The organism is Herpetosiphon sp. NSE202, assembly GCF_042688385.1.
GTDB lineage: Bacteria > Chloroflexota > Chloroflexia > Chloroflexales > Herpetosiphonaceae > Herpetosiphon.
In genome coordinates, this window is record NZ_JBHUPY010000007.1 from 222,857 (window position 1) to 241,449 (window position 18,593).

19 protein-coding genes are annotated in these 18,593 nt (G+C 51.2%); 11 read left to right on the top strand and 8 right to left on the bottom strand.

Annotated features, from left to right (window positions below; genetic code table 11):
- The first annotated feature begins 14 nt into the window (after nucleotides 1-14).
- A complete protein-coding gene (locus tag ACFMKP_RS10585; protein ID WP_382291620.1) occupies nucleotides 15-938 on the top strand; it encodes an NAD-dependent epimerase/dehydratase family protein in 924 nt (307 codons plus the stop codon).
- Nucleotides 939-959: 21 nt separating this feature from the next.
- On the opposite strand, the gene aat is transcribed toward ACFMKP_RS10585, so the two are convergent.
- Nucleotides 960-1,535: a leucyl/phenylalanyl-tRNA--protein transferase gene (aat, locus tag ACFMKP_RS10590; RefSeq protein WP_382291621.1), complete on the bottom strand. Its 576-nt coding sequence runs from the start codon at nucleotides 1,533-1,535 to the stop codon at nucleotides 960-962.
- Between the two features lie 36 nt (nucleotides 1,536-1,571).
- On the opposite strand from aat, the gene ACFMKP_RS10595 reads away from it, so the two are divergent.
- Both ACFMKP_RS10595 and ACFMKP_RS10600 read left to right on the top strand, forming a co-directional pair.
- The gene (locus tag ACFMKP_RS10595; RefSeq protein WP_382291623.1) at nucleotides 1,572-1,913 is read left to right on the top strand and encodes an ATP-dependent Clp protease adaptor ClpS; all 342 of its coding nucleotides are present in this window, start codon (nucleotides 1,572-1,574) and stop codon (nucleotides 1,911-1,913) included.
- A 646-nt stretch (nucleotides 1,914-2,559) separates the two neighbouring features.
- Complete coding sequence (locus ACFMKP_RS10600) at nucleotides 2,560-3,948, top strand: SPFH domain-containing protein (RefSeq protein ID WP_382291625.1); 1,389 nt, start codon at nucleotides 2,560-2,562, stop codon at nucleotides 3,946-3,948.
- A gap of 312 nt (nucleotides 3,949-4,260) precedes the next feature.
- Here the strand turns inward: ACFMKP_RS10600 and ACFMKP_RS10605 are convergent, their stop codons facing one another.
- From ACFMKP_RS10605 to ACFMKP_RS10615, 3 genes are read right to left on the bottom strand one after another with little or no spacing between them, the layout of a single operon-like run.
- A complete protein-coding gene (locus tag ACFMKP_RS10605) occupies nucleotides 4,261-5,454 on the bottom strand; it encodes a glycosyltransferase family 2 protein (protein WP_382291627.1) in 1,194 nt (397 codons plus the stop codon).
- Nucleotides 5,447-6,613: a glycosyltransferase gene (locus ACFMKP_RS10610; protein ID WP_382291629.1), complete on the bottom strand. Its 1,167-nt coding sequence runs from the start codon at nucleotides 6,611-6,613 to the stop codon at nucleotides 5,447-5,449. Before ACFMKP_RS10610 ends, ACFMKP_RS10605 begins: the two co-directional genes overlap by 8 nt.
- A complete protein-coding gene (locus tag ACFMKP_RS10615; protein WP_382291631.1) occupies nucleotides 6,613-7,464 on the bottom strand; it encodes an alpha/beta fold hydrolase in 852 nt (283 codons plus the stop codon). Before ACFMKP_RS10615 ends, ACFMKP_RS10610 begins: the two co-directional genes overlap by 1 nt.
- Before the next feature lie 115 nt (nucleotides 7,465-7,579).
- On the opposite strand from ACFMKP_RS10615, the gene ACFMKP_RS10620 reads away from it, so the two are divergent.
- Complete coding sequence (locus ACFMKP_RS10620; RefSeq protein WP_382291633.1) at nucleotides 7,580-8,167, top strand: hypothetical protein; 588 nt, start codon at nucleotides 7,580-7,582, stop codon at nucleotides 8,165-8,167.
- Between the two features lies 1 nt (nucleotide 8,168).
- Here the strand turns inward: ACFMKP_RS10620 and ACFMKP_RS10625 are convergent, their stop codons facing one another.
- Entirely contained in the window at nucleotides 8,169-9,566 is a 1,398-nt protein-coding gene (locus ACFMKP_RS10625; protein WP_382291635.1) for a sensor histidine kinase, read from the bottom strand.
- Between the two features lie 102 nt (nucleotides 9,567-9,668).
- Here ACFMKP_RS10625 and ACFMKP_RS10630 point away from each other — a divergent pair, with 102 nt between their 5' ends.
- The 4 genes from ACFMKP_RS10630 to ACFMKP_RS10645 all read left to right on the top strand — a co-directional run bounded on the left by ACFMKP_RS10630 (nucleotide 9,669) and on the right by ACFMKP_RS10645 (nucleotide 13,968).
- A complete protein-coding gene (locus tag ACFMKP_RS10630) occupies nucleotides 9,669-11,408 on the top strand; it encodes a VWA domain-containing protein (protein WP_382291637.1) in 1,740 nt (579 codons plus the stop codon).
- Between the two features lie 115 nt (nucleotides 11,409-11,523).
- Nucleotides 11,524-12,426 carry a LysR family transcriptional regulator gene (locus ACFMKP_RS10635; protein WP_382291639.1) on the top strand — a complete coding sequence of 301 codons (903 nt, stop codon included), beginning with the start codon at nucleotides 11,524-11,526 and terminating at the stop codon, nucleotides 12,424-12,426.
- 84 nt (nucleotides 12,427-12,510) lie between these two features.
- Nucleotides 12,511-13,098 carry a sigma-70 family RNA polymerase sigma factor gene (locus ACFMKP_RS10640; RefSeq protein WP_204756273.1) on the top strand — a complete coding sequence of 196 codons (588 nt, stop codon included), beginning with the start codon at nucleotides 12,511-12,513 and terminating at the stop codon, nucleotides 13,096-13,098.
- A 30-nt stretch (nucleotides 13,099-13,128) separates the two neighbouring features.
- Nucleotides 13,129-13,968, top strand: coding sequence for an anti-sigma factor family protein (locus tag ACFMKP_RS10645; protein ID WP_382291642.1), 840 nt, complete (start codon nucleotides 13,129-13,131; stop codon nucleotides 13,966-13,968).
- 2 nt (nucleotides 13,969-13,970) lie between these two features.
- Here the strand turns inward: ACFMKP_RS10645 and ACFMKP_RS10650 are convergent, their stop codons facing one another.
- On the bottom strand, nucleotides 13,971-14,573 hold the full coding sequence (locus ACFMKP_RS10650) for an HD domain-containing protein (protein WP_382291644.1): 603 nt from the start codon (nucleotides 14,571-14,573) through the stop codon (nucleotides 13,971-13,973).
- Nucleotides 14,574-14,798: 225 nt separating this feature from the next.
- On the opposite strand from ACFMKP_RS10650, the gene ACFMKP_RS10655 reads away from it, so the two are divergent.
- From ACFMKP_RS10655 to ACFMKP_RS10665, 3 genes are read left to right on the top strand one after another with little or no spacing between them, the layout of a single operon-like run.
- Nucleotides 14,799-15,620 carry an alpha/beta fold hydrolase gene (locus tag ACFMKP_RS10655; RefSeq protein ID WP_204756276.1) on the top strand — a complete coding sequence of 274 codons (822 nt, stop codon included), beginning with the start codon at nucleotides 14,799-14,801 and terminating at the stop codon, nucleotides 15,618-15,620.
- A 17-nt stretch (nucleotides 15,621-15,637) separates the two neighbouring features.
- Nucleotides 15,638-15,925: a metal-sensitive transcriptional regulator gene (locus ACFMKP_RS10660; RefSeq protein ID WP_012187950.1), complete on the top strand. Its 288-nt coding sequence runs from the start codon at nucleotides 15,638-15,640 to the stop codon at nucleotides 15,923-15,925.
- A gap of 8 nt (nucleotides 15,926-15,933) precedes the next feature.
- The gene (locus ACFMKP_RS10665) at nucleotides 15,934-16,962 is read left to right on the top strand and encodes an ATP-binding protein (protein WP_382291647.1); all 1,029 of its coding nucleotides are present in this window, start codon (nucleotides 15,934-15,936) and stop codon (nucleotides 16,960-16,962) included.
- Here the strand turns inward: ACFMKP_RS10665 and ACFMKP_RS10670 are convergent.
- Together ACFMKP_RS10670 and ACFMKP_RS10675 are read right to left on the bottom strand one after the other, a co-directional pair.
- Nucleotides 16,959-17,354, bottom strand: coding sequence for a hypothetical protein (locus ACFMKP_RS10670; RefSeq protein WP_382291649.1), 396 nt, complete (start codon nucleotides 17,352-17,354; stop codon nucleotides 16,959-16,961). The genes ACFMKP_RS10665 and ACFMKP_RS10670 overlap by 4 nt on opposite strands.
- A gap of 13 nt (nucleotides 17,355-17,367) precedes the next feature.
- The gene (locus tag ACFMKP_RS10675) at nucleotides 17,368-18,588 is read right to left on the bottom strand and encodes a phosphatidylserine/phosphatidylglycerophosphate/cardiolipin synthase family protein (protein ID WP_382291651.1); all 1,221 of its coding nucleotides are present in this window, start codon (nucleotides 18,586-18,588) and stop codon (nucleotides 17,368-17,370) included.
- Nucleotides 18,589-18,593: the final 5 nt, after the last annotated feature.

The following is an 18,593-nucleotide window of genomic DNA, read 5'->3' on the forward strand; positions in this document are numbered from 1 at the left end:
TAAGGAAACTCCCCATGACAAACGAATTACACGTTATTTTTGGCACTGGCCCAATTGGCAAAGCGACCGCCCGCTGTTTGGTTAGCGCAGGCAAACAGGTGCGAATGATTAATCGTTCCGGCAAGGCCAGCCATCTGCCAGAGAGCGTTGAAGTGCTAGCTGGCGATATTTACGATCAACAATTCGTCGCGCAGCAAGCCCGCGATGCCGCCAGCGTTTACCAATGTGCCCAGCCAGCCTACTACGAATGGACGAGCAAATTTCCCGCTATGCAAGCGGCTGTGATCGCAGGCGTAGCCCAAAGCAATGCGCGCTTGGTCGTGATGGAAAATTTGTATGGCTACGGCCGCTGCACGCAGCCAATGACCGAAGCAACGCCATTTGCCGCCCACACCCGCAAAGGCAAACTGCGCGCCCAAATGAGCGAGCATCTGTTTGCAGCCCATCAGGCTGGCCGAATTCGCGCAACCAGCGTGCGCGCCTCAAATTTCTATGGCCCAGAATATCAGCTGATGGGCGATCAGGTGGTGAAACCTGCTTTGCAAGGCAAAAAAGCAACCTTGCTTGGCAATGCAGATATGCCACATAGTTTCAGTTATGTCAATGATATTGGTGCAACGCTGGCGCTGTTGGGCAGCGATGATCGCGGTTTGGGCCGCCCGTGGCATGCACCAAGCCCAGCCGCGCTGACCCAGCGCGAGTTTGTAGCAATTTTGGCCAAGATTTTGGGCAAGCCAGTTGGCTATCGTACCATCAACACAGCGATGGTTTGGCTACTTGGACGCTTTGTCAAAGAAATTGGCGAAACGGTTGAGATGATGTATGAGTGGCAAGCGCCGTTTGTGATGGATAGCAGCGCGTTTAGCCAAACCTTCGGGCTTGAAGCCACGCCAATCGAAGAGGGAATTCGCTCGATGGTGGATTGGTTTCGCAATTAACCAGCGGCGCAGCGCAGGCGTTCAAAAGCTTGCGCTGCACTCCAACGCCTCGGCCAGCAGTTGTTTATAGTCGCTGCGCGGAATTTCATAGGCTCCAAAGGTTGCCAAATGCGGCGTGATAAATTGGGTATCGAGCAATTGGAAACCGCCAGCCCGTAAGCGCTCAACCAACGCTACCAAAGCAACTTTGCTGGCATCGCGCACCTTGCTCCACATACTTTCGCCAGCAAACAAGCCAGCCAAGCCAACCCCATACAAGCCACCAACCATCTCGCCAGCTTGCCATGCCTCGACGCTATGCGCCAAACCACCAGCGTGCAATTGGCTATAAACTTCAATAAATTCTTGGCTGATCCAAGTTTCGTCGCGTTCAGCACAGGCTTGCATGGTTTCACGAAACGCCGTATCAAAGCGAATTTCAAAGGTTTGGCGGCGAATCGTGCGTTGCAACGAATGCGCCACATGAAAACGCTCATCAAGCGGAATAATCGCCCGTGGATCGGGATCGTACCAATAAATTTGGCCATCCTCGGCCATGGGAAAGATCCCTTGGGCATAGCCATAAATCAATAATTGTGGTGAGAGTCGCTTGGTCATGCTATCATGTCTCCAAAAAGTGAGGTCAATCAACCAATGAATACACCACGGGATGTGGCAACCGCCGAACCACAAACGACCACTGATGTCGAGCTAGATTTTATCACGCTCAGCGATGAGGAATTGGAAAAGCCCTATCGGGTGATTTTGCAAAACGATGATATAACCCCCATGGAAGTGGTGGTCTGGGTTTTGGAAAAGGTCTTTGAGCAATCGTTTGAACAAGCCAGCAGCATTATGCTCGAAGCCCATCTCAAGGGTCATGCTTTGGTCACGATTTTGCCCTTCAAAGAGGCCAATTCGCGCGTGTATAGCGCCCAAAGCCGCGCCCGCGATCTGGGTTTTCCGCTCGTTTTGTTCCTCGAACCGGATTTTTAAGCATTGGAGGTCGGGGGCTGGTAGTTGGGGCAGGACATTGGAGCTATGAAGTTCGGTATGAATGAGATGCATGCCCTCACCCCCAGCCCCTCTCCCACTGCACGCGGGCGAGGGGAGCATGGGCCTCGTGGTTTGCCAGCTCATAGCCATAATTCTCTGTGTTAAGTATTTGATCCACGAAGGATAAGTTTTTTCGCCCCCAATTCCACAGTCGGTATGAATGAGATGCATGCCCTCACCCCCAGCCCCTCTTCCACTGCACGCGGGCCAGGGGAGCGTGGGCCTCGTGGTTCGCCAGCCCATAGCCATAATTCTCTGTGTTAAGTATTTGATCCACGAAGGATAAGTTTTTTCGCCCCCAATTCCACAAATTGTTGCGATTATGTTCCTTTAGCATCTCATCCTTCATGCCTCATCCTTGATAATTTCGCAACTCTGCGCCTCTGCGTTAAATTTCTGCCTTTTGACTTTTGATTTTTGCCTTTGCATGTTCCCATAGCCCATAGCCTATATTTTGACTCCTGCCTTTTGCCCTTTGACTTTAGCTTTCATCCTTCATAATTCATCCTTCATCCCTGTATTAAATGTCATAGCAATTGTCACAACTGCGGTGTATGCTAGCCCTAGCATAGCAGCGGAGGACACAATGATTATTCCTTGGATCTACTACGTTCAAGCTGATGAACAATTATTAGTCGAGAGTTTTAGCCGCCGTTGGACGGTCAATGGGCCGCAACGCTACACCGCTCGACCCTTCGAGCGAATTACGCGGCGCAACGGTTTGGTGCTTGGCCCAACCGAATATGTGTATGTCACCGATTCCTTGAGCGGCCAAGTACGGCTCGAACGCGGCCCACAACTGCTCTTCCCCAACGCCTACGAAGAGCTTGGCAAAATCCTTTTGGCAATTCCGCTCAAGAAAAATCAATATGCCCGCATTTTGGATCGCAGCACGGGCCAATTACGGGTTGAGCGCGGCGAGCAAAGCGTCTATCTCCAACCCAACGAGATTCAAGTTGGCGCGATTGAGGCTGGCTATAATATCGATGAGCATCACGCTGTTTTGGTGCGCAGCACCACCGATGGCCAATTAAACCTCATCACCACGCCGCAAGTCTTTATTCCCACCGCCGAACAAGAAGTGATCGAGCATCGCCAACGGATTTTGCTCGAAAACCATGAAGTTGTGGTAATTAAAGATCGTGATGGACGCTATCAATTTCGCCGTGGCAGTCAACGAGATCGCTCGTTCTTCCTCGAACCATACACCGATTTGGTGACTTTTCGCTGGTCGTCGGGCTTGCACAAAGATAAACGCAATTTAGTCATCACCCATTTGGATATTCGGCCAAAATTTATGTGGTATGCCTTCGAAGCCCGCACCCAAGATAATGTCGAAATTTTGATCGATATTACCTTCTTTTGGCAATTGGCTGATGTTGAGGCCATGATTGTGAGCACCGATGATGCACCAGGCGATATTTGCGCCCACGCTCGTAGCGCCATCATCCAAGCTGTTTCGCAAACCAGCCTAGAACGCTTTTTAGCCAATTTCAATAGCATTGTGCGCGATGCAGTAATTGTGCCCGAAGACGATTTTTATGCAGAGCGCGGCGTAAAATTGCATTCGGTCGAAGTGCGCTCAATTACCTGCAAAGACCCCAATACCCAGCGCGTACTGCAAGAAATTATTCAAGAAACCACCAATCGGCTCAATCGGTTGCAAAAACAAGAGAGCGAGAACGAAATCAAGGTCAAGCAACTTGAGGGTGAAATTGTGGCCCAGGAAACTCGCAGCCGCTTGCTCGAATTGCAGCGCCGCATCGCCCAAGCAGAAGCCGAAACCCACGGTTTGGCCGAAGCCGAGCGCGTCCATGCGTTTATCCAAGGCCTCGGCGACGATTTGCCAATCAGCGAAAAGTTGGCGATTTTCAATATTCTGCGCCGCCAAGAGGCAATTGCAAGCCTCAGCCAAGGCAAGGCCCAGTTGTATCTCACGCCTGCTGATATTAATTTGAGCCTTGAGCATCATTAGCGAGGGGCCAGGGGCTAGAGATTGGGGATCGGGGATCAGATAATGGGATTTATTTAACCACGAAGAACACGAAGAGCACGAAGGTTTAAGCTATTGAGTCCCAAGTGCTTATTCGTGTAATTCGTGCAATTCGTGGCTAAAACGGCTGGTTTTTAACGCAGAGGCGCAGAGCACCGAAGGATGAATTATGCGAGATGAAGGATTAAAGCCAAAGTCCAAAAGCCCATAGCCTAGAGCCTCATTCCCTTCGTGCTCTTTGCGTTCTTCGCGGTTTCGCGCTTCGTGCTCTTCGTGCTCTTGGTGGATCAAAACTCATTGCTCATCCCGACGCTGCACAAACCGAAATTCGCCGCCTTTTTCGACATCCATCACATGGCCGCGCCAAACGATGCGCTGCGGGGCAAGCAAAGCCTGAATCAATTGCAGGGGAATTAGCAATTCTAAAAATGGCACGAGCAGCCAATAGCGGCGTGGCGTGGATTGCTCAAGATACTGCTGATCGATTTGGATGAAATTCAATAGCCCAAACAGCGTGTAGATCGCACTAAACCAGCGCTGGCGTTGGCTTGGGCGCAGCACGGTTACAATTGCCAAAATTAAAGGAAACATGGTTGGCACAATCACCAAACACAACAACAAACTGCGTTCGCGCCGATTCAAATGGCGCAACAACGATTCGCGCGGAAAAATAAACCAGCGTTGAATCAAGCTCCGATAACGCTGAGCATTGGTCACGGTCGTGCGAATTGCATGGCGCATGCTGGTTTGTTGCAAGCCCAAGCCAGCCTGTTTGACCCGTTGCGCCACCGCAAAATCATCGGCCAAAATATGCTCTAGGCCATTGAAGCCATTCAATTGCTCCAGCACGTCGCGCCGCAACGCATAGAACATGCCATTAATCGTAAATGGCTTGCTCACTTGAATATAGGGCACATAGGTCAGCAAGCTATTGCTATTGACAAACAGCGCCACCAAACTCGACCAAGCATTATCAAACGAGCGATAGTAGGGCAAACCAAACGCCAAGCCAACGCCCGCTTGATCCAGCCATGGCAAACACGCTTCCAAGCCATAGGCTGGCAGGCTAGTATCATCATCGAGCACGCAAATGATCTGGCCTTGGGCTTGCGCCAAACCAGCAATTAACTTGAAAGTTTTGGGATTCACCCGCTCCGCAGGTGCAGGCAAGCTGATAATCCGAATTGTTTGGTTGGCATATTCAGCTTGCAGTTCATGGCAAAGTTGCTGCGCTACCGCATCATTGTCATCAATCAGCCACAACCATTCGCGCCCATAGCTGCTTGGTGCATCCAAGTTAGCCCGTAAACAAGTTGCTAAATGCGGATCGCCGCTCAAAATTGGTTGCAGCAAACTCACCAAAGTTGTCGCTGGCTCGCGCTGCGATTGAGGCGTGGGCTGGCGAAAAAAACGCCAAACTTGCCACCACTTCCAGCAGCGTTGGCCAAGCATTAAGCCGCACAACAGCAGCCAAAGCCGTTTAATCATGATTTTGCTCCTTGCCCAACCACTGCGCTGCTGCCAAATGCCGCAACCGCATGCGCTCGCCACGCCAAACAATTGTGTCATCGCCAAGCAAGCCCCAGAGCATCAGCAATGGGTCAAGCAATGTTCCCAAAATACTCAACGGCCAAGCCCACCACGGCGTTGTTTGCTGGCAATAACGCCGCATTTGCCAAGCATGCAAGCTCAATTGCGCCGCCAAACAAGCCACCAACCAAGGCCGTAGCTTCGCATTAGGCAAACTTGCCAACGCCAACAGCGGCGGAATCGGCTGAGCAGCGCTCGTCAGGCCAGTTACTAACTTATCGCGCTGATTAAGCTCAGGCAACATCAACACCCGCGGAATCGTAAACCAGCGCTCCATCTGCAAGCCATAGGCCTTGAGGTTGGCAAAATAATTATCAACACTGTAGATTAATGGCGTTTGTAGATTGCGCAAGCCATGTGCTTGTACCCGCCGCGCCAACTCATGATCATCATCAATTCGCCCATGCATGGCTTCAAAACCACCAATTTGCTCAAATACGCTGCGTTGCAAGGCAAATTGATGCCCAGTAATCGTGTATGGCTCGGTCAGCGTCGCTACGCCCACGTAGCTTGGCAAGGCATTGGCGTTCACAAAATTGCTCATCAAAGCCGAAGGCAAATTTTGCCAATTCGTATAACAGGCCAAGCCGAAAATCGCCCCAACCTGTGGCTGTAACAGATACGGAATTGCTTGGTGCAAGCCATCAAGCGGCAACGTCACATCGTCATCAACAAACCAAACCACATCGGCTTGGGCTTGGGCCAACGCTGCGCGCATCTTACCCAATTTCGAGGCCAAGCGGCCCCAATCAGGCTCAATTTGCAAAATGGTAATTGCATGATTTGGATTGTTTTGCTGTAGCGCAGCACAGATTGCAAATGTTGCCTGATCAGCGCGATCAACCACCCAATAATGATTAAGCTGGCCAGAATAGCGCAACTTCAGCCGTTGCTCCAACGTTGTGGCCAAATCGAATACGCCATGGGTCAAAGGCTGAATTAAATCAATGCTTGGCCAATCATCAGGCGCAGCAGGCTTGGGCTTGGCAAAAAAGCGCCGCAACACCAACCAACGCCAGCAGCGGTCAAGCAAATACCACAGGGCCAACAATCGCATTATGTCGCCTCAATCTGCACCAACGCATAATCAATATATTCATCAATTTGGGCTAGCGAAGCGCAATGTTGGGCCTGTGGCACGCGATAATAGCTCGCCGTCGGGTAATACTGGCGCAATAATGCTTGATCACGCCGCCCAAACAAGCCATCGTGTTCAGCCACAATCATGGCCAGCTTGCCATGCCACCGCGCTGCACCCAAATGCCAATCCAGCTCGCGCCACCAGCGCAGCAAGCTCAGATAATCGTGGCGTTGCATTTTTTGCAGATTTTGCTGCAACCGCTCAGCCCAAAATGGCCGCAGCATGGTGGCCATTGGCTGCAAAAATTGCTGCGTGCCGCGCCAAAACAGCCAACGTACCAAGCCCAATGGCAAGATCGCGACCAGTGGATGCAGCAAACTAAGCCATAGCCAACGCCAACGCCGCGGCACACCAGTATCCGAAAGCAGCAAGCCTTGAGCTAATTGAGGGCGATAGTGTAAAACTGCCTGCGCAATCAAGCCGCTATATGAGCCAGCCACAATCCAACTCGCTTCAAATTGCAAATAATTGAATAAGGCTTGCAGATTGGTCGCCAAATCAGCGAGCTTATCAATTGTGTTGGGATACGCAAGGCTAAGCACCCGATAGCGCTGCTGGCAACGATCCAGCCAACGAAAAGCCAAATCGGCTCGCGCTAAGCCACCAGGCAAAATCAACAAGCCAGGCAAATTGCCGCCAGTATCGCAAATTTCCCATTCGTGGCCGTTGATGCGCACCCGCTGCACTGGATAGCGCTCAAGGGTTTGCTCGTAACAGGCTTGGCAATCGGCAGCGCTCACTAACTGCTCATACGCATGCTGAATCATTCAGGCTGCCTCTGAAATTGCGCTATTGCTGCGCCTAAATTGCTGCAAAGTTGCTCTAGCTGCTCGCTTGGGATTGCTACACTCATTCTAAGCTTTTTATGCTAGGAGTTTTGCAATGGATAGCGTCGCAGTAGCAGAAATTGATCGACCACAACCTTGGTGGCAAAGCATGGTTTATGGCTGGGATTTGCCAGCATGTTTGGCGCTTGTTTGGTTCATTGGCCCATTCTGGTTAGAATACGATCGCATCTATGCTCCCGATGGCAATCTAACCCAGGCCATTGAGCTTCACTACAAACTTTTGCGCTATGGATTTATTGCCAGCCTCCTGTTCAATTGCGGGATGCTGCTAGCCCTGAATCCTAAAAAGCATATTTGGATCGGGCTGACATGGTTGCTTAGTAGTACAAGTGCGACGATGCTATACCCGTTGCTGGATAATTCAGCAGGCCTCAGAGCAATATTCAGATTGGCAATTCCAAGCGCCGATAAACATTATTATATGGTTAGCCCCACCAACATTGTGCTTGGAATGTTAATAAGCTTTAGTTTGATTCTGGTTCAGCATGTAGTTAATCCGCATGCATATCGATCTGGGCGCAGCATGATTTTGGCATGGCTCAGCCTCTGGTTTATCTCAATCGTCTACATTAGCCCTAAATCGCTGTTAGATTTACCAATCGTCAGGAATCATCTTGGCTAAACTATTCCAATGGCAGGCTTAATTGAATATGTGCACCTTGCTCGCTAGGAATCAGCACTGCATCGCCGCCATGCGCGCGCAGAATCGCCCGCACAATCGCCAAGCCAAGGCCCGAGCCACCTTCAGCACCGCGCACGCCGCGCTCCCAAATTGCTTCGCGCATAGCTGCCGGAATGCCCTCGCCAGTATCTTGAACATCGATCACAACTTGATCGGCGGTTAAGCTGACCCGCATAATAATTTGGCCGCCAGGAGGCGTGGCCCGCAAGGCATTATCAAACAAATTCAACAAAGCCTGCTTCAAACGATCACGATCAGCGTCGATTGCAATTGGGCGCGGCGGAACTTGGGCCAGCAATTCAACCCCGCTGCGTTGGGCACGCCCACTCAAATTCTGCACCAATTCATAAATCATTTCGCCAAGATCGAGGCTTTGTTTGGGGCCAAGGGTCAGGCTTGGTTGAGCATCATTGCGCAAAAGCTCATCGGCCAAACGGGCAAGCCGCGCAATTTCGGCCTGCATTGCCTGAATCGATTGCGCTTGTTCGTCGGCGTTCTCAGCATCCTCAATATTTTCCAAGTAGCCACCCAAGGCCATCATTGGCGTGCGCAACTCGTGCGAAACATCACGGTAAAACCGCCGTTGGGCTTCCGATTGTTGCTCGATCCGTGATAAACGCTCGGCCAATTGATCAGTCATGGTGTTAATTGAACGCGCAAGCTGAATAATTTCCGAGGGGCCACGCTCAAGCGCCCGTTCGGTCAGATCGCCATCGGCCACTTGTTCGGCAGTTGCGCGCAATTGGCCAATCAGTCGCGCCAACCAACGGGCTACCAACGACGAGCCTAAAAAGGCTGCCGCAAAAGCCAAAGCAATCGAAATAAAGACAAAGCGGCCCAGCACACGCAACAAGCGATCCTCGTCGGTAACACTTTGTGAAACCTCAACAACCCCCACAACTTTTTGCTGCCAACGCACTTGGCCTGCCACATAACGTCGCCCACGGGCCTCGCCCACAAACACGGTTGGAATACTGGTTACAAATTGGCTAGCAGCAGCCCGACTTGGCAAAGCAGAGTTCGAGCCGTTGGCCCCAAAGATTTGGCCTGCACTCCCAAAGACCCGAATTGCGCCATCGCCATTGCCAATTGGCCGACTCAGCAGAATATTGGTTGCCGATTGTAAATCGCCATCGCTGGCTATCAGTTGCTCGGCAAAGGCAATATACAACTCAAGCTGATTATTTAATTCAACACTGCGACGATCAGCTTCGCTAATACGTACACCCATCAGAATAATGATCGCGATTAATGCTAAAGGCACAACGCTCACCGCCACCATCGTGATGGTTAGGCGCACAGCTAAGGTTACAATTTTGGGTCGATGTACTTTTTTCATAACAGCATTATCGCATAGCTAGCCACTTGCATGGCATGATATAATCGCCTTTGAGAAAATTTCTCCCCTTAAACGAAAATTGATGTAGAAAGTGTAGAGGCAATGTCTACGTTAACCTATCCGCACCTGCCCGCGCCCTTTGAAATCATCGGTGCTTGTGGCAAGCAGTCGAGTCATCGGCGTTTTTTTATGGCCAAAAAAGCGGGCATTCCCTACCTCGTTTGGTGGGAAAGCCGCATTCCCGATGCCTTGCGCAAACAACAAATGGTGGTACAAATTGCCGAGCAGGCAGGCAGCGAGGTCGCTATTTTAGATGTTCAGGCTTTATCGCTGCAACAACTCTTGGATACAGCTGGCAGCCTGCCTGCGCCGGTTGCCGCCCAATATGCCTTAGGCCTCATCGAAACAGCCGAATTTAACCATCGCCAACGCACTGCACTCACCAGTAGCAATTTGTATGGGCCAAGTTTGCTCGACCTTGGTTCGCAAGGCACAATTGTGCCAAAAATCGATTCCAGTTTGGGCCAAAAAGCTGCGCCAATTCCAGCGCAATTATTGCCAGTGAACGAACAGCCCAGCCCAGCAGGCGATAGCTATTATATCGGAGCCTTAATTGCCTGGATGATTAGCGGCCAAGTTGCCCCCCAAGGGAATCCTTTAGCCATGTTGCCAGCAATTGATGGCCGCTTAGCGAGCATTTTACAACGCGCCACTGCCGCCAATCCAAAACAACGCCCAAGTGCCCAAGAGCTTGGCCAACAAATCCAAGATTGGTTAGCAGGCAAAGTTACCCAAGTTGCCAAAAAGAAGTCTTCAAAGCTGAAATGGCTGGTCGGTGCAATTGGCACGGCAATCATTATGTTCTTAGTCATCTATGGTTTATCGCAGCGGGATAAAGCAGCGGATACTGAGTTTGGCCAGGCCAAAGCCAATGGCCCAAGCACCGATTTCCAACCAGACAAACCAGGCACAGGCTTGGCAATCCTCAGCGATGTCAATGGAGTTGAGATTAATCGCATCGATGATACGGGCTATCCCGACATTGATATGTATCTGAGTATTATGCGCCCGACCGGGGTCGTAACCGATGTCCCACGCCAAAATGTCAGCGTCTTTGAGAATAATAATAAAATTGAAACCTTCTCATGGGTCAATCTTTCGAAGATTCGCGATCCGCTGAATATTATGTTGGTGATGGATACGAGCGGCAGTATGGGTCCCAGCAAAGAAGGCTTAACTGATGGCGGTTTAGATGCAGCCAAAATTGCTGCGCTTGATTTTATCGATCAGCTACCGTCAAATACCAATCTTGGCTTAATTCACTTTGGCACGATGGTCACGGTTGATCACTCATTAACCGACGATATTGGCGCAGTGCGCCAAAGCATTACCGAGCTTAAAGCCGAAGGCCAAACAGCAATTTATGATGCCTTGGCAATCAGCTATACCCAATTACGCCGCGCAGAAGGCCGCACCTTTATCGTGCTGATCTCTGATGGCGCTGATACCGCCAGCAAAGGCGATACTTACGATAGCATTGTGACCAAAGCAGCCAAAGCCAAAATTCCTACCTATATTATTGGCTTGACCAGCCCAGAATTTGATGGCAAATTGCTGGAAGATTTGCAACGCGATACCAAAGCGATGATCTACCAAACCCCATCCAAAGAGCAATTGACCAGCTTCTATGGTGAGGTCGCCCAGGAAGTCGCTGGCCAATACCGGGCCAGTTTCAGCGTGCCTGATAGCTATCCAAGTGGCGCTGGAATTACGCTCAAGGTCGAGGTCAATGCTGGCGATGGCCGCTTAGTCACCAAAGAACGCAACTATAACAAACCTTAAACTTCTCACCTACAGCATGTTTTCAATCGCAGCATCTTAACCAATGCTGCGATTTTTGTTTTGGCTTAAAATTGTGCTACAGTGCAAACCACAATCGCACCTATGAGAAAACCCTATGCTGGATTTACAAAAACTGCGCATGTTTGTGGCCGCTGCCCAAAGCCGCAATTTTACTCGCGCTGCCGAGCAACTCGATCTCACGCAACCGACGGTTAGCCAACAAATCCAAACGCTCGAACGCGAACTCGGTGTGAGTTTGTTCGAGCGGCTGAGCCGTGGCATTGAGCTAACCGCTGCTGGGCGAGCGCTTTTACCCCACGCCGAGCAAATGATTGCGCTCGAACGAATTGCCGAACAGGCGGTGCGCGCCGCTGCGGGCCAAAGCGAACGCACCTTGCTCTTGGGCGTTGGCAACACCTTAGCCACCTATGCGCTGCCCGATTTGCTGCAACGCTTCAACTGGGAACACCCAGAATTTGTCGTCCACATTGGTACTGGTAACACCGAGCAATTGCTGGCTCAAGTGATTTCTGGCGAATTTGAATTGGCGCTGGTTGGTTCGCCGATTAGCCACAATCAATTGATCGTGAGGCCATTTCTCAGCACCGAATTGGTGGTCATCGTCAGCCCCGATGATCCTTGGGCACGCTTGAAACAGATTAATCTCGAAGCCTTGCATGGGCGACGCATGCTCTTGCGCGAAGAAGGCTCGGCTTTGCAAGCAAGCGTCAGCGAGTTGCTCACCAAGCAGCAAATTCGCCCTAAACAGCCAATTGTGCTTGGCAATCTTGAGGCGATTAAGCGCTCGGTTGAAGTTGGCTTAGGCATCGCCTTAGTGCCAGCCATGGCTGTGCGCCGCGAAGTAGCGGCTGGGCGCTTGCGTCAATTGCATTTGGCCAATATGCCAACGCGGCGGGTGTATAACGTGGTGCATCATCGCGACCGCCACATTACGAATGCAGCCCAATTGTTCCTCGATCTCTTGCGCAAACCGTTGGGGCCTGATACTAACGAATAAGGCCTTGATATGCTATGATACGATCTATTGCTTCCGACCACCTTTTGGAGCAGAACCCGTTATGGGCTTGGGGGAATGGCCTGCATGACCGATGCAGAACGACAATGGGTGAGCGCCGCCAAAGCTGGCGACGTTGAAGCCTTCAATCAATTAGTGCGCATGTACGAAGGGCGGGTCTATGGCTTGGCCTATCGAATGCTGGGCGATAGCGATAGCGCTGCCGATGTGGCCCAAGATACCTTTATCTCGGCATTTAAGGCAATTAAACGTTTTCGCGAAGGCTCGTTTGCTGCTTGGTTGCTACGCATCGCCACCAATGCGTGCTACGATGTGTTGCGCGCCCAAAAACGCCGCCGCACCACCTCGATGGATCAAATGCTTGCTGGCGACGATGATAGCCCAGGCGAGCAATTTGAAGATCAATCGCTGCCTCTCGATCAGCATATGATCAATCGCGAGTTGCAAGCAGCCATTCAAGCAGGCTTGGCAACTTTGCCCGAAGATCAACGCGCAGTGTTAATTATGTGCGATATTCAAGGCTTTGCCTACGAGGAAATCGCGGCAGCTACTGATACCCAACTGGGCACCGTCAAATCGCGGCTCAGCCGAGCACGGGCAAAGTTGCGCGATTATCTTAAAAGTCGGGAACTTTTGCCAACTGCCGAACGTTAAGCTTGATATGACGACACAAGTGGGTATGCAATGACACCAATATCTGAACAACACCAAGAACTTCTTTCGGCAGCCCTCGATGGTCAGCTTAGCGCCGCCGAGCAAGCTCAGTTGGATCAACAGCTTGAGCACGATCCTGGCTTAGCTGTCGAATTTGCCGAGTTGCGCTCGATGCAGGCGTTGTTGCAAGACCTCCCGCCTGTTCGACCGCCACGTAGTTTTACGCTCGACCCTGCCCTGCATGCGCCCAAACGCAGCCTCTGGCTCAGCGGCTGGACACGTTGGGTCACGGTGGTTGGCGTATTCGCCTTAATGCTGACGGTTGGCTTACAGCTTACTAATCAGGCTGAGCAATCGATGACTATGGCTCCTGAATCGCGCATAATCAGCACTGAATCAGCTGCTGTTCAATCCCAGCAAAACGAAAATGAAAATCCTGCAGCGACATCAATGAGCACGGCAAGAAGCGCAGCCATGCCAACTCCAGAGATGGCACTGCTACAACAACCAACTGGTGGAGCTGCCGATGCAATGCTTGGGGCTTATCCACCGCCGGCCCAACCATACGCTGCTGGCTCAGGTCCAATGAGCGATACGAGCGATATGGCCCGTAGCATTAGCCCTGAACAAGCGACCGCCATGGCTGGCAATCCCTTGAACGAGCCACTAATCGAGCCGAATGGCACTTCATCGCCCGATACAATCAGCTTGGAGCCGCCAGTGCTCAAGGATCAAGTGCTTGAGCAAGCAGCTCCTGCGCCAGCCGAGTCTGAATCATCATTATTGCTCTGGTTCAGCATCGCGCTCGTGCTTGGGGTTGGCTTAGCCTTCGCCATGGGCTACTGGTTCAAATTGCATAAACAAGCCTAAATTTACCACGGCTGCCCTTGCGCTTCTGCTTGGGCAGCCCTAATAAATTGGGCTAGCAGCGCAATTCGGGCTTCAGCCAAACCCTGGGCGCTAGCAAGCTGCAATTGGTTTGGCAAATGATGCAGATTCTGCTCTAAGGTCGCCAAAGCTTCGGCAAAGGTTGGGTAGCGCGTATCACGACCAACCTTGCTGACAATTCGCAAGATTCCTACTGCCCCTAGTTGCTCCAAAATATCAGCATCGCGCAATAACCTGGCTTCAAGGCTGGTTGGGGTTTGCTGCGGGCTATGTTGAGCAATCGCCGCTAAAACCGCTGCAATCTTATCAATTGGAAATTGCCATTGGTGCAATAAATCTGGCACGGTTTTTAAGGCATAGGCTACATTATCCCAAGCAGCCAATTCTGATGGTTCAGCAGGCCGATGACCAATAAAGACCCCAAGATCATGCAACCATGCTGCCGCATACAACACATCATCATCATAGACCAAACCTTCGCCAAGTGTTGTCGCCAACTGATATAAGCGCGGTTGATGGCTATATTTATCGATCGGTAAAGCTTGTTCACGAATATAGGCCTGAATCTGGGTGCGAAAATCTGACATAACCCGACCTCTTATACGACCAAAACTCCATTGTACCCGCCAAAAGCAACCCATCTGTCACCCGTGTAGACCCTACTTTTGAGAATTGACATAAACGTCGTATCACAGGTACACTACAGCGACCACTCAACCACAACCCATTTTAGCAAGCAATGCTGCGTTGCCGAGCTTTAGGCGGTATGGTATAGTTTGGTTGACAGCAGTCTGCAACGTGAGAGCATCACCATGAGCGTAATCGTCATTGATGACCAAGTTGTGCATTACGAGACCTTTGGGCGTGGTCGTCCAGTCCTATTTCTTCACGGCTGGCTCGGTTCGTGGCGATATTGGATGCCGACGATGGAATTCGTTTCCAAAGATTTCCGCACATATTCGTTCGATTTTTGGGGTTTTGGTGATTCAGATAAAACAAGTACTGCCAAGAGTATTAGCATTACCAATTTCTCTGATCAAGTGATTCGATTTTTAGATGCCATGGGCATCGATAAGGTTCCGCTAGTCGGCCACTCAATGGGCGGAATGGTCGCGCTCAAAACTGCAATCCGCCACCCCAATCGGATTAGCCGAGTTGCGGCTATTGGTGCTCCAATCGTTGGTACATCGCTTTCAGGCTTGCTCAAACTCACCGATAATCAGTATGTTTCGCGAGCAATGGCCCGCGTGCCAGTCGTCACCAAGTTTTTGTTTCGCTGGTTTTTGGGCAATGTCAACGATACCGCCTACGGCGAAATTCTCGACGATAGCGTTAAGCCAACCGAAGAAAGTTTGCGCCGCGCCGTTGGCTCGATGATGCGCACCGATCTGCGGCCTGAACTCGAACAATTGACGATTCCGACCTTGGTTGTCCATGGCGCTCGTGACGATATTGTCAATCCTAATCAGGCAGATATTTTCTTACAACGCGATATGGCCAACACGCAAGTTTTTGTGATGCCAGAAAGTCGCCATTTTCCCTTCCTTGACGAGCCAGCACAATTTAACAAGGTGCTTCACGCCTTCTTAAAACGGCCAGTCAATGAAACCCGTGCTGCTGCTGAAGCAGCATAGGTAGTTAGGTCAAGTTCATGATTGATGAACAAACTGAAGCCTTAGTTCGGCGACTCAAAAGTATCGAGGGCCATGTGCGCGGCGTGCAACGCATGCTCGAAGAGGATGCCTACTGTATCGATGTGCTGCGCCAAACCTTAGCTATTCGCCGCGCACTCGAAAAAGTCGATGCTCTCGTGCTCGAACGACATCTCTCAACCTGCGTTACCAATGCAATTCGCTCACCCAACGAGGGCGAACGCGAACAGGCAATTACCGAAATTCTCGAAATTTTTGCGGCAACCCGCAGCGTTAGCGAGAAATAACCAACCCTATGAATGAGCTGCTACCCTACCCATTGTTGGGAATTGTCGGCCAAAGCGAGCTAAAAACCGCGCTTACCTTGGCCTTAGTCAATCCCGCTGTGGGTGGGGTTTTGTTAAGTGGCCCCTATGGCGTGGGCAAAACCACCGCCGTGCGCGGCTTGCTCGATATTATGCCCTTGGTCAAACGCTCGCGCTGCGAGAATAATTGCCCCCCCGACGACGAGAGCGACCTCTGCCCAACTTGCCTCGACTACCTCGAACGCGGCGAATCACGGCTCAAAGATGATCTCATGCGCTTAATCGAGCTGCCACTCAACGCTCGCTTAGAGGATGTGGTCGGCGGTCTGAACGAACGCGTCGCCATCGAACAACAACGCGTCCTGCTCGAAGAAGGGGTTTTGGCCCGCGCCAACAATAATTTGCTCTATGTCGATGAAATTAATTTGCTTGATCACGCGGTGATCGATGCGATTCTCGATGCAGCAGCCCAAGGACAAACCTTCGTGCGTCGCGGGGCAATGGTCAAACTCTATCAAAGTCGCTTGGTGCTCATTGGCTCGATGAACCCAGAGGAAGGTCGGTTACGACCCCAAATCTTGGATCGTTTGGGCTTACGGGTATGGGTTGGCCCGCAGCCAAACGCCCGCGAACGGCTTGAAATTTATCGCCGCGCAATTGCCTTTCGCCAAGACCGCACAGCCTTTCGCCTGGCCTATGCCCAAGCAACTACCCAACTGCGGCTCGATGTACTCAAAGCGCGCGAGTTGCTGCCCAACGTTCATCTAACCAAAGCTGCTGAACGCTATGCGATGCAGATCATTACTCAATTGGCAATTCCTTCGCATCGCGCCGAAATTGTGTTGCTCGAGGCCGCCCGCGCCCGCGCTGCTGCTGATGATCGGCTTCGGGCTACACCCAACGACATCAAAGCAGTTGCCCCAATGGCCTTACGCTGGCGACAAAGCCCGCATCTCAACGATTTTCTGAAGCAGCACGAAACCGAGGAAGGCCTCATCGCCCAAGCCTTGCAGGCTTAATAATAGACTTCGCGGCCAAAAAAGGCTTCGACATCACGCGAATTCATATAGGCCAACACAATCACATTCCACAACATGCCGCCCCAAGCCCAGCGCTCGCCCAATAAACCATCTAAAATGTAGCCACCAATCGAAACATAGGCGCTAATAATCACCACCCACCACATGATGCGCCAGCCTTGAAACAGCGCCAATCCCATCACAATCTGAAAACAGGCGGTCACAACCAACACAATTGGATCTTCCGATAAGATAAACGATTGCAAGAAGGCCGGCACGCGCCCCAACAAGGCCACGCCAATCTCAACCAGTGCGGTCAGCACATAGCCAATCGCAATCACCGTAATCAAAAATGGGCGGCCAAAAGCCAACGATTCATTGCGTTTGAGCATGCTTGCTCCATTTCTATAAAATCGGCCACAGTGGCGAGAGCACCAGCTCGGCAGCCTTGGTATACCAAGGACGCTTAATCCATTCGGCCAAGGTCAATTCGCGGGCATTGGTCATATCGCAGGCAAAAATGGCTTCCATGCGTTCAGCAAAGGCCGCATTGTAAATTTCAAGATTAATTTCGTGGTTGCCCGCCAAACTCAGCCGATCAAGATTGGCCGTGCCAACCGTCGACCAAATGCCATCAATCGTCGCTGTTTTGGCATGAATCATGGCGTTTTCATACAGAAAAATTTTAATTCCATGGCGCAAGCAAAATTCAAAATAATGGCGCGCCAGCCAATCAGCCAACACATGGTTCGATTCAGCTGGCACCAAAATCCGCACATCAACCCCACGCCGCGCAGTGAGCACCAAAGCCTCTAAAATTGCCCGATCAGGAATAAAATAGGCATTGCTGATGTAGACAAAACGCTCAGCTCGTTCAATTGCATCGAGATACATCGAACGAATTGGAAACACCAAACGCCCAGCATCGTTGCGTTGCACCCGCACCGTCGATTGCCATTCCAAATCAAGGTCGATGTTGAGCCGAGGCAAGCGCCGCCGATAGCGATTCCATTGCGAGGCAAACATCTCGGCCAAATTGCGCACAATCGGCCCACGCACTTGCACATGGGTGTCGCGCCACTCGGTGCGATACAATTCGCCTAAATTGTAGCCCCCAATAAAGGCTACGTCATTATCGACAACCAACAGTTTGCGATGGTCACGTGCATACGAACCAATATCGAAAATTTGCGATAAGCGCGGAAAAGCAGGATAGGTCAACAAGTGAATTTCAGCAGGAAACTTTTTGAATTTACGCGGCACCACCAAATTCGCAAACCCATCGACAATCACATACACGGCCACGCCGCTATGGGCTTTGCGCATCAAAGCATCGCGAAATTTTTGGCCTAATTCATCGCCTTTGAAAATAAAGGTTTCAAGCAAAATCAAGCGTTGTGCCGATTCAATAGCCTGCAACATCGCCGGAAATAGCTCTTCGCCCGACATATACAACTGAAATTCATGGCGATCGTCGCTGGTTGGCGGCAGGCTAATCCGTGGGTAGCGCTTATAGGTAGTTGGTCGCCATTTGCGCACGCCAATCAACAAAAAAGCCAAGCTCACTTGGAGTACCACGATTACCACCAGCATCGTTATCAGATCTTGAAATGATTCAAATGGCATCCGCC